The following is an 11,241-nucleotide window of genomic DNA, read 5'->3' on the forward strand; positions in this document are numbered from 1 at the left end:
AAACTAGTTTGTACCCTAAGAATTAAGTATTGAACTTTACCATGCTACAATCGAAGACAAACAAATAGACATTCTTCAAATAAACAATTATATTGTACAACCATTAAATATTAATGTATGATATTCAAAAATTCGCTTGAATTTGCTCAAAGTTTAGACAAACAAGATCCTTTAAATCACTACCGAGAACAGTTTCATTTTCCAAAGCACAATGGAAAAGATATTATTTACTTTACAGGGAATTCATTAGGATTACAACCAAAATTGGCGCGAACTTACATTGATGAAATTTTAAAGGATTGGGAAACTTTGGGGGTTGAAGGTCATTTTGAAGCAAAAAAGCCTTGGTGGGATTATCATGAGCGATTTAGTACCCAGCTTTCCAAAATAGTAGGCGGAATGCCAGAGGAAGTTACGGTGATGAACACCCTAACGGTAAATCTGCATTTATTGATGGTTTCTTTTTACCGACCAACAACTAAGCGTTTTAAAATTATTTGTGAAGAAAAAGCTTTTCCAAGCGATCAATATATGATTGCCAGTCAAGTACGTTTTCATGGATACAAACCCGAAGATGCTATTGTTGAAATAAAAAAACGCCCAGGAGAACATAACTTTAGGACTGAAGATGTTCTGAAAACTATTGAAAATATTGGTGATGAATGTGCGCTACTGCTTATTGGTGGAGTAAATTATTATACGGGTCAGGTTTTTGATATGGAAGTAATTTCTGCTGCAGCAAAAAAGCAAGGTGCTTTTGTTGGTTGGGATTTGGCACATGCTGTAGGTAATGTGGAGTTAAAATTACACGACTGGAATGTGGATTTTGCTGCATGGTGTAGCTATAAATATATGAATAGCGGTCCGGGGAGTGCTTCGGGATGTTTTGTACACAAAAAGCATCATGGGTTAACAGATATTCCTAGGTTTGAAGGTTGGTGGGGGCATCATAAAAAAGAGCGTTTTTTAATGGCACCAGAATTTGTGCCCGAACCCGATGTGAATGCATGGCAAATTAGTAATGCACCCGTATTGAGTATGGCGCCTTATTTGGCATCATTACAAATGTTTGATGCCGTAGGAATGGATGCAATTATCACCAAACGTAATTTAATTGTAAGCTATTTGGAATTTATTTTAAATGCTGTATCCGATAAAATTGGCGCAGATTTCGAAATTATCACACCTTCGAACCCTGAAGAACGCGGCACACAATTATCAGTTTTTTTACATGGCTACGGAAAAAAAGTTTTCCATTATTTGATGGAAAATGGAGTTTCAGTAGACTGGCGTGAACCTAATGTCATTCGTTTAGCACCTGCACCTTTATATTGTAACTATACCGATATGTTTGATTTTGGAAAAATTTTAGAAAAAGCCATTATTAAGCAATAGAATTTCTTATTTGATGTTATTAAACATATGAATTTTACTACAAATTTTAAATTAATTATAATAGTATCAATTCTTTTGGGATTACATTCGTGTTCCGAAGAGGAATCTGATACTGATAATGATGTTGTTCCACAAATTATTCAAGCCGATCCTGAAAATCCAAATTCAGTAGTTGGTCCAATGCAAGCTATATCTAGTTTACCTTATGATGCAATTGCTGACAAAGAATACATTATAGATGTAGAAAAATGGGAAATTCCAAACAATAGAACGGCTCCGGTAAAAACTACAGATAACTTACAAGCAGCTATCGATTGGGCTTCAAATGAAGGATTTGGTAAAATACGATTACCTAAGGGACATTATTTACTGGGTAAGTATGGGAATGACATTTATCAGGCAGGTATTGAGTTGAATAATAATATGGCATTATTGCTGGATAAGGAAGCTGTTATTGAAATGGCTAAAAATGACAAATGGAATTATTGTGCAATATCCATTAACAATGCAAAGCACGTAGTGGTTTCTGGTGGAACAATAATTGGAGATCGAGATAGTCATGTTTACACTCCACGCCAAAGTGACGGGAGCACGGTGCATGACGAAGGTCATTTAATTTGTATTAATGGTGAAAGCCAATTTATTACTATAGAAAATACAGTATTGGCAAAGGCGAATGGCGATGGTATTTTAATGGTGGGGAGTAAAAAGGGAGCCACAGAACAGAAATTAAAAAATATAGTTGTTCGTAATAATAATTTTTCAGAAAATAGACGTCAAGGAATTTCTTTAGTTGGAAGTTCGGAAGTTTTGATTGAAAACAATGAAATTCATCATACTAGAGGAACTTCACCGCAATTTGGAATAGATATGGAAGGAGCAGGACGTATTAATAAAAATATTACCATTCGCTCAAACTATTTCCATCATAATACAGGAGGTGATATTGTAAATACGGCAGCAAAAAACGTATTGGTTGAAGGTAATGTGTTAACTCAAGGAGAGGGGAGTACCTATATTGATGGTCCTATTGTTTATTGGAAAAATGCTGACTGGACCATCAAAAACAATGATATTACCTTATTATCACCCACAGTGAATAATTGGAATGGAATTATTATGTATTCCAATGATAAGCCCAAGATCAATTCTGCAACAACCTATATTATGGAAAATACATGTAATAATTGTGGATTTTACATGTACAAAGGAGCGGATTTAGTAGTTGAGGATAATTATTTGAATAATGGGCATTTGGCTTTTTGGTTAATGAAAAATTTGACCTTAGAGAATAATAAGGTAGCGCATCCTCAAAAATGTTGGGCATATCGTTTTTTAGAAGTTAGCGGAACAGCCAAAGGAAACACTTATAATGAAGAGAACTTCGATATTCCATTATCAGAAACACCATGGAATGGATGTTGGATAAATTGAATTAGCAAAAATTTATATTTTTTTAAGAGATTAATGGTAAATAAGCATTAATCTCTTTTTTGTTTGTAGGTAATTTCTATTTTTTGTAAAAATTATTGTAAATGATGCTATTTTCACGGACCTAAACTGACAAAATCAAAAAAATACATGAAGTTTTTTAGAATAATGAAAATTAGTGCTTTTGCATTATTTTCAATGAATATGTCTGCTCAAACAGTAACAAAATTAAGTGCTAACCAATTTCAATTTACCGAAGGTCCTGTTTGGGATGGAGTAGGAACTATTTATTTTTCTGACATACCTGCAAGTAAGGTTGTGGCTTATAATTTAAATACAAATAGCTTTACTGATACTTTTGTAAATGCAAATCGGCCAAACGGATTAATGTTTAACGAAAATTTTGATTTGATAGTTTGCGAAGGCGAAGCAGGAAGAATTACTAGACGAAGTGTAACTGGTCAGGTATTAGAAACATTGGCATCCGAGTTTAATGGCATCCGTTTAAATGATCCAAATGATTTGTGCATTGACAAAAGTGGAGGTATTTATTTTACTGACCCTAATTTTGTTTTCACCAATCAGCCCGAAAACAGATTGTATTATAGAGATCCTTCAGGAAATATTACTGCACAAGACGCTTTTGGAAGGGGGAAACCTAATGGTGTAATTATTTCTCCTGATGGTAAATTTTTATACCTTGACAATTCTGAAAGTACAGCCGTATATAGATACGATATTAACCAAACTACAGGAACTTTATCAAACAGGATTCTATATGGAACCTTGGCGGGAAGTAACGATTCGGGAGCGGATGGCATGGCAGTGGATACTAATGGAAGGCTATACGTAACTTCAAGATCGACGGTACAAATTTTTGATGGAACAAGATTGACAGCCGTACAAACTATTAATTTTCCAGAAAAAGCAACTAATTGCACATTTGGAGGGGTGAACAAAGATATTTTATTTGTAACAGCTAGTCAAAATTTATATCAGGTAACTGGTTTGGGAGTAATAGGAGTTCAACATCCTTTTGATTTGCCTGAGGTGAATGCTCCTGTAGTAAATCCAAACCCTGATCCTACACCAGTGATACCGCAGCCAGATCCAATTCCTGTGCCAGTCCAGCCAGTTGTGCCAATAACTCCTGATACACGAAGTATAGTCATTGAAGCTGAAGATTTTGATGCTACAAATGGAGCTTTCAACGGTGTTGAAATTTATAGTGGTGAATGGAATTACCTCAAACAATTTCAATCAAACAGGGGATTGGGTTGAGTATACAATTAATGCTCCAGTGAGAGATGAGTATTATGTCACTTATTTTATTGCTACTCCAGTAAATAATACAGCTATAGAATTAGTAATTGACGGCACTACAGTGGTAACGACCAGCGTCCCTAATAACGGAAGTTGGAATCAGTTTGCTGAGTTAAAAGTTTCTCAAAAAATTAATATAAGTGCGGGTCAACATAAGGTTCGGTTAATTGGAGCAGGAACAAATTCAGGAAAATGGGAATGGAATTTAGATCGTTTTGAGTTGACAAACACAAGTAATGGGAGTAAAAGCTTAATAGTTGCAGATGAAAGTGAACTTTCAATTTCAGTAATTCCAAATCCAGTTCAGGATTCATTTACTGTTTCAGGTTTAGTTTCAGGAGTAAAATACAACTACGCTATTATTGATTTTTCGGGAAAAATTTTAATTTCAAATGCAATTGATACTGAATCTAATTTTGTAGAAGGTGTGAATAATTTATCTACTGGAATTTATTTTATGCAAATTTCTGATACAGAAAATGGATTTAAAAAAATAGTTAAGATTTGTAAGAAATAATGGAAGTTTATCTTTCTAATTAAAACAAAAAATCCTGTAATTAACAGATGTTAATTACAGGATTTTTTGTTTTAAATTTGCTTATTAAAATTCTCCTCACTTATCCACGCAATCAATTACCCTGTTTTCAGGGTATTTTAAAAGTAGTATCCTTTCTAACTTAGTGCTTTCAAAACAACATGATTGTAATTATTGCAATTCAGTTTAAAAAAAACAATAATTGAAATTTATATAGAAAAGATCAAAGGTGTAATTTTTTATTAAACTTAAGCCTTTTGTCAGTAAAACTGGTAGTTGAGCTAAAATTAATAAAAGCCTTAAAATTAGCTTTATCCAATGAATCTGTTCACGTGTCGACAAAATTTATTATTCCTCGTAAGATCAAACTATATCTGTAGGAATATTGGAAAACAAAGCCAAAAAATCGTTTTATAAATATAATTTGCCATTAGTAAAATAGAACTAAACTATAACAATATAATCATGAGATTTACAAACCTACTTAAATTTTCAATAATATCTTTAGCTAGCATTGGAATGAGTGCTCAAACAGTAACTAAATTGAGTACAAATCAATTTCAATTTGTTGAAGGGCCGGTCTGGGATGGTTCTGATGTTATTTATTTTTCGGATATACCTCAAAGCAAAGTAATGTCCTATACATTGAGTACAAGTACTTTTGCAGAGGCTTTTGGAAGTACTAACCGTTCAAATGGATTGATGTTTGATGAAAACCTCGATTTACTTGTTTGTGAAGGTGAAGTCGGAGTAATAACTAAACGAAGGTTGGCTGATGGGGCTATTTTAGAAGTACTAGCAGCTGTTTATAATGATAGAAGGTTTAATGAGCCTAATGATTTGTGTGTTGATAAAAAAGGAGGTATTTATTTTACAGATCCTAATTTTACATTTACAAATCAAAGAGATAATAGATTATATTACAGAAATAGCGCAGGAGAAATATCTGTACAAGAAACATTTGCGGCTAATGATACGAGTAGTCCCGCCAATAGAGACAAACCTAATGGAGTTATCATATCGCCAGATGGATTGACTTTATATGTAGATAATACTTTTAGCAAAAACATTTATAAATACGATATAAATCAGGAAACTGGTGTGCTAAGCAACAAAACGCTATTTGGTGAATTGCCTGATAACTCAGCAAATACTGGTGCCGATGGTATGACTGTTGATAGTGACGGCAAACTTTATGTTACGGCAAAACAGGCAGTTCATATTTTTGATGGAACACAATTAGCTCCTATAAATACCATAACTGGTTTTGATGAAAACGCAACTAACTGTACTTTTGGAGGTGCTGCTAAAGATATTTTATTTGTTACTGCAGGAACTAATTTGTATCAAGTTACTGATCTTGGTGTTACAGGTTTTAGGCATCCATTTGATTTGCCAGAATCAGGAACACTTAGTACGCTAGATTTATCCTTAAAAGAATCAGTGGATGCAATTTATCCAATGCCAGTAGTTAATCAGGATTTTACTGTAAAGTTAAATAATAACTTAAGTATCGAAGAGGTGACACTATATTCTTTTACGGGAGCTGAAACACCAATTTTAGGTTATACTGTAGTAAGTGGAAAAGAATTGAAGGTTACTCTAAGCGAGGTGATATCTAAAGGAACGTACTTACTTAATATGGCGTCATCAAAAGGAGTAATAAGCAAAAGAATTGTAATTAAATAAATTTTTTTAACATAAATTATTATAAAGCCTACTTTTGTTGCAAAAAAGTAGGCTTTGCCGTTTCTTTGCAATTCCTAAAAAAGCATTTAAAAGTTAGTTTTGTAAGTTTTTTAAGACTTATAATTTACTACTAATTAAAGAAGGTGCACAGCTCAATTGAGAAAATTAAAGTGAAAATTTTCTTGAATTTGATTAGTTTAAATGCATGGGAATTAGCGTATGAAGAAAAACATTCAAGACATTTTAAAAGAACGTATTCTTATTTTAGATGGAGCCATGGGAACCATGATTCAGCAATATAAGTTTACTGAAGAAGATTATCGAGGTGAGCGTTTTAAGGATTGGGGACAGCCTTTACAAGGAAACAATGATTTATTGAGCATTACACAACCTGAAGCGATTAAAACCATACATGGAAAGTATTTTGATGCAGGAGCAGACATAGCAGAAACCAACACGTTTTCGGGAACTACCATTGCTATGGAAGATTATGGTATGGAAGATTTGGTATATGAGTTAAATTACCAGTCTGCCAAAATAGCCAAAGAAGTAGCTGATGAATACACCTCAAAAAATCCAGATAAACCTCGTTTTGTAGCAGGTTCAATTGGTCCAACAAATCGTACGGCAAGTATGTCCCCCGATGTAAACGATCCTGGATTTCGTGCAGTTACTTTTAATGATTTGCGTATTGCTTACAAACAACAAGTAGAAGCGCTGTTGGATGGTGGTGCGGACATTTTGTTAGTGGAAACGGTTTTTGATACTTTAAATGCAAAAGCAGCCTTATTTGCTATCGAAGAAGTTAAAGATGAAAGAGGTATCGATATACCAATTATGGTAAGTGGAACGATTACTGATGCCAGTGGACGAACACTTTCAGGTCAAACGGCTGAGGCCTTTTTGGTGTCAATTTCTCATATTCCAATGTTGAGCGTAGGTTTCAATTGTGCGTTAGGAGCCAACCAACTAACGCCACACTTAGAGGTATTAGCTAATAAAGCAGCGTTTAATGTTTCGGCACATCCTAATGCGGGACTACCTAATGCTTTTGGTGAGTATGATGAAACTCCAGAGCAAATGGCAAATCAAATTAAAGAGTTTTTGGATAAAAGTTTAATTAATATTATAGGAGGTTGTTGTGGAACAACTCCAGAACATATCAAAGCAATTGCTGAATTAGCTAAAGAATATGAACCTCGTAATTTAGTTGATAGTTGATAGTTGATAGTTGTTTGTTGTTAGAAATAATAGATTAATTAAATGGTGTATTCAGAATTGGATGTTTGGAAAGCATCAAGAAATTTAGTACAACAAGTTTATGTTATTTCGGAAGGTTTTCCAAAGAGTGAAATGTACGGTTTAGTGAATCAGATACGAAGATGTTCAATATCTATGCCTTTTAACATTGCTGAGGGCTGTGGAAGAAGAACCTCAAAGAGCACTTTACAATTCTTATACATTTCAAGAGGATCATTATATGAACTAGAGACATAAATTTATTTGGCTATAGATTTGAAGTTTATAAATCAAGCTGAATTTGATAAAATTCAAAATAGTATTGTAAAATGTAAAAAACTATTGAATGGATTTATCAATTATTACAAAACAAAAAGTTGATGAAAGAATTTAATAGTAAAGGGCGAACAACCAACAACAATCAACAAATAACCAAAAGATACTTAAAACTATCAGGTCTAGAACCCATGATAGTTAACGAGAATTCGAATTTTATAAATGTAGGAGAGCGTACAAATGTTGCTGGTTCTCGTAAATTTTTACGTTTAGTTAAAGAAGAAAAATTTGATGAAGCTTTAGATATTGCGCGTCATCAAGTAGAAGGTGGTGCTCAGGTTATTGACATTAATATGGATGATGGTCTTATTGATGGCAAGGAAGCTATGGTGCGTTACTTAAATTTGATTATGGCAGAGCCAGATATCGCTCGCGTACCAATTATGATTGATAGTTCCAAATGGGAAATTTTGGAAGCAGGTTTACAAGTCGTACAAGGTAAATGTGTGGTGAATTCAATCAGTTTAAAAGAAGGAGAAGATAAGTTTATAAAAGAAGCTACTTTAATTAAACGTTACGGAGCTGCTGTAATTGTAATGGCATTTGATGAAGTGGGGCAGGCTGATAATTATGAGCGCAGAATTGAAATAGCAGAACGTTCTTATAGAGTTTTAGTTGATAAAGTAGGCTTTCCTTCAGAAGATATAATTTTTGATTTGAATATATTTCCTGTAGCTACAGGAATGGATGAGCATAAATTGAATGCGATTGATTTTATAGAAGCTACACGGTGGGTGCGCGAAAATTTACCCAATTGTAGCGTAAGCGGTGGGGTGAGCAACGTTTCTTTCTCATTTAGAGGAAACAACCCTGTACGTGAGGCCATGCATTCCGTGTTTTTATTTCATGCCATCAAGGCAGGAATGAATATGGGTATCGTAAATCCGACGATGCTTGAAGTGTACGATGATATACCAAAAGATTTATTAGAACACGTTGAGGATGTAATTCTGAATAGACGCGATGATGCCACTGAACGGTTATTAGATTTTGCTGAAACCGTTAAAGGAACTGGAAAGAAAGATAGTGGTCAGGATTTATCTTGGCGAGAAGAACCATTGCAAAATCGTATTACCAGAGCTTTGGTCAAAGGTATCGACCAATTTATTGAAGAAGATGTAGAGCAAGCACGTCAGGAGTCTGACAAGCCTATTGAAGTTATCGAAGGACACCTAATGACTGGGATGAATGTGGTAGGAGACCTTTTTGGAGAAGGGAAAATGTTTTTACCGCAGGTAGTAAAGTCTGCTCGTGTAATGAAAAAAGCGGTAGCCTATTTACTTCCTTTTATAGAGGAAGAAAAGCTTAAGAACCCCAAACAAGAAGGAGTTTCTGATAATGCAGGAAAAATTTTAATGGCCACCGTAAAAGGAGATGTACATGATATAGGGAAAAATATTGTTTCGGTAGTATTGGCATGTAATAATTACGAGATTGTTGATCTTGGAGTAATGGTACCGCCTGAAAAAATTATTGAAACCGCTATCGCCGAAAATGTAGATGCTATTGGTTTAAGTGGGTTAATCACACCATCATTAGATGAAATGGTGTATTTGGCAAAAGAAATGCAACGTAAAAATTTTACTGTTCCTTTGCTAATTGGAGGAGCAACCACCAGTAAAGCACATACAGCAGTAAAAATTGACCCACAATATAAAGGATCAGTAGTACATGTAAATGATGCCTCCAGGGCAGTTACTGTAGTAGGGGATTTGTTAAAAGAAGATTCAAAGGAAGCCTATATAAAATCTATTAAAGAAGATTATGATGTCTTTCGCGAAGGATTTCTAAAACGTACCAAAAAGAAAGAATATTTATCCATCAATGAAGCTCGAAAAAATCAGTATCAAATAGATTGGGAAACCTCGGAAATTGTAACTCCAAATCAATTAGGAATTCAGGTTATTGAAAATCAAGATTTGAATGAATTAATAGACTATATTGATTGGTCGCCATTTTTTAGATCATGGGATTTACACGGGAAATATCCTAATATTTTGGAGGATAAAGTAGTGGGAGAACAGGCTAAGGAATTATTTGCCGACGCCAAGGAAATGCTAGATCAGCTGTTAGCTGAAAAATGGCTTACAGGAAAAGCCATTTTTGGATTGTTTGAGGCAAATACCGTTAATACGGACGATATTGAGGTTGGGCTTAACGGTGAACAAAAAGCTACTTTTAGAACATTACGCCAGCAATTAAAAAAACACAAAGGAAAACCAAACTTTGCGTTGTCGGATTTTATAGCACCAAAAGAAACAGGTAAAAAAGATTACATAGGATGTTTTTGCGTAACAACAGGTTTCGGAACCGCTGAAAAAGCCAAGGAGTTTGAAAAGAATTTGGATGATTACAATGCTATTATGGTCAAAGCTTTGGCAGATCGTTTAGCCGAAGCTTACGCAGAGTATTTGCATAAACAGGTACGTGTCAAGCACTGGGGTTATGCAGCAAATGAAGGCTTAACAAATGAAGAACTCATCAAAGAAACCTACAAAGGGATACGTCCAGCTCCAGGATATCCTGCATGTCCCGATCATTTAGAAAAATTGACTATTTGGGAGTTACTTAAAGTAAAAGAAACTATAGGAGTGGAGCTTACTGAAAGTATAGCCATGTGGCCAGCAGCTTCAGTTTCGGGATACTATTTTGGTAATGAAGAAGCGCGTTACTTTGGTTTAGGAAAAATAAAAGAAGATCAGGTAAAAGATTTTGCTGAGCGTAAGGCTATCGATTTTGAGTTAGCTGAAAAATGGCTGAGTCCAAATATTGCTGATGATTAGATGTAAACAGTCTCGAAGTTATGTGGTAGCTTTTGCTGATTTCACTCAGGAAATGCATATAAAAGGTTGCTAGGATTTAGTTTGAAAGCTTACTAATGATTTCAAAAAACGATCAATATCTTTCAATTGGTCGGGCTGAATATCCTGCAGGTGATGTTGAACCATGAGAACATGTTATTCTAAATTTCAATATTGCAATTCAGTATATCCGCGGTTTTTTAAGGACAGTTTCGTCACATAAATTTGGTCATTTTTTTGGCTTTAGGTATTTTGAAGAAGATATAGCAGCAATACGATTGATGTAAGAATATCGCGTTCAATTGAAAATAGTTTCTTTATTCCATAAAAAAGGTAAAAATTAATAAAATAAATTTAAGTAAGGAGTAGGGTATTTAGCGACTTTTTCGTTGTATAATTATAACCTCGTTTTAATTGGTCTCAGGTTTAGTTAAAACTATGCATTTTTAATGCGTTTTGCTTTTAGCTAATAAAAATATTACAAGAGCTATT

Annotated in this window: 8 protein-coding genes; all 8 read left to right on the forward strand. The window is 34.3% G+C overall.

The window, feature by feature from the left end:
* Positions 1 to 117: 117 nt before the first annotated feature.
* The 8 genes from kynU to metH all read left to right on the forward strand — a co-directional run bounded on the left by kynU (position 118) and on the right by metH (position 10,731).
* Positions 118 to 1,395 (forward strand): kynureninase, encoded by a 1,278-nt coding sequence (gene kynU / locus GMC_RS0112340; RefSeq protein WP_010522428.1) that lies wholly within the window; start codon positions 118 to 120, stop codon positions 1,393 to 1,395.
* Positions 1,396 to 1,422: 27 nt separating this feature from the next.
* On the forward strand, positions 1,423 to 2,829 hold the full coding sequence (locus GMC_RS0112345; RefSeq protein ID WP_010522429.1) for a right-handed parallel beta-helix repeat-containing protein: 1,407 nt from the start codon (positions 1,423 to 1,425) through the stop codon (positions 2,827 to 2,829).
* Positions 2,830 to 2,976: 147 nt separating this feature from the next.
* A complete protein-coding gene (locus tag GMC_RS19870; protein ID WP_138940625.1) occupies positions 2,977 to 4,107 on the forward strand; it encodes an SMP-30/gluconolactonase/LRE family protein in 1,131 nt (376 codons plus the stop codon).
* Entirely contained in the window at positions 4,058 to 4,666 is a 609-nt protein-coding gene (locus tag GMC_RS0112355) for a carbohydrate-binding protein (protein WP_029489750.1), read from the forward strand. The genes GMC_RS19870 and GMC_RS0112355 overlap by 50 nt, the downstream gene beginning before the upstream one ends.
* 483 nt (positions 4,667 to 5,149) lie before the next feature.
* Positions 5,150 to 6,373: an SMP-30/gluconolactonase/LRE family protein gene (locus GMC_RS0112360; protein ID WP_010522432.1), complete on the forward strand. Its 1,224-nt coding sequence runs from the start codon at positions 5,150 to 5,152 to the stop codon at positions 6,371 to 6,373.
* A 219-nt stretch (positions 6,374 to 6,592) separates the two neighbouring features.
* The gene (locus GMC_RS0112365; protein ID WP_010522433.1) at positions 6,593 to 7,594 is read left to right on the forward strand and encodes a homocysteine S-methyltransferase family protein; all 1,002 of its coding nucleotides are present in this window, start codon (positions 6,593 to 6,595) and stop codon (positions 7,592 to 7,594) included.
* A gap of 42 nt (positions 7,595 to 7,636) precedes the next feature.
* Positions 7,637 to 7,870 carry a four helix bundle protein gene (locus tag GMC_RS19875; RefSeq protein WP_238527993.1) on the forward strand — a complete coding sequence of 78 codons (234 nt, stop codon included), beginning with the start codon at positions 7,637 to 7,639 and terminating at the stop codon, positions 7,868 to 7,870.
* Between the two features lie 122 nt (positions 7,871 to 7,992).
* The gene (metH, locus tag GMC_RS0112375) at positions 7,993 to 10,731 is read left to right on the forward strand and encodes a methionine synthase (protein ID WP_010522435.1); all 2,739 of its coding nucleotides are present in this window, start codon (positions 7,993 to 7,995) and stop codon (positions 10,729 to 10,731) included.
* Positions 10,732 to 11,241 lie beyond the last annotated feature (510 nt).

Source organism: Aquimarina agarivorans (assembly GCF_000218485.1).
GTDB lineage: Bacteria > Bacteroidota > Bacteroidia > Flavobacteriales > Flavobacteriaceae > Aquimarina > Aquimarina agarivorans.

Excerpts from the sequence above, each read along its gene's own strand:
- kynU (WP_010522428.1), top strand. The coding sequence starts at position 118 with ATGATATTCAAAAATTCGCTTGAATTTGCTCAAAGTTTAGACAAACAA.
- GMC_RS0112365 (WP_010522433.1), top strand. The coding sequence starts at position 6,593 with ATGAAGAAAAACATTCAAGACATTTTAAAAGAACGTATTCTTATTTTA.
- GMC_RS0112360 (WP_010522432.1), top strand. The coding sequence starts at position 5,150 with ATGAGATTTACAAACCTACTTAAATTTTCAATAATATCTTTAGCTAGC.
- GMC_RS19875 (WP_238527993.1), top strand. The coding sequence starts at position 7,637 with ATGGTGTATTCAGAATTGGATGTTTGGAAAGCATCAAGAAATTTAGTA.
- GMC_RS0112345 (WP_010522429.1), top strand. The coding sequence starts at position 1,423 with ATGAATTTTACTACAAATTTTAAATTAATTATAATAGTATCAATTCTT.
- GMC_RS19870 (WP_138940625.1), top strand. The coding sequence starts at position 2,977 with ATGAAGTTTTTTAGAATAATGAAAATTAGTGCTTTTGCATTATTTTCA.
- metH (WP_010522435.1), top strand. The coding sequence starts at position 7,993 with ATGAAAGAATTTAATAGTAAAGGGCGAACAACCAACAACAATCAACAA.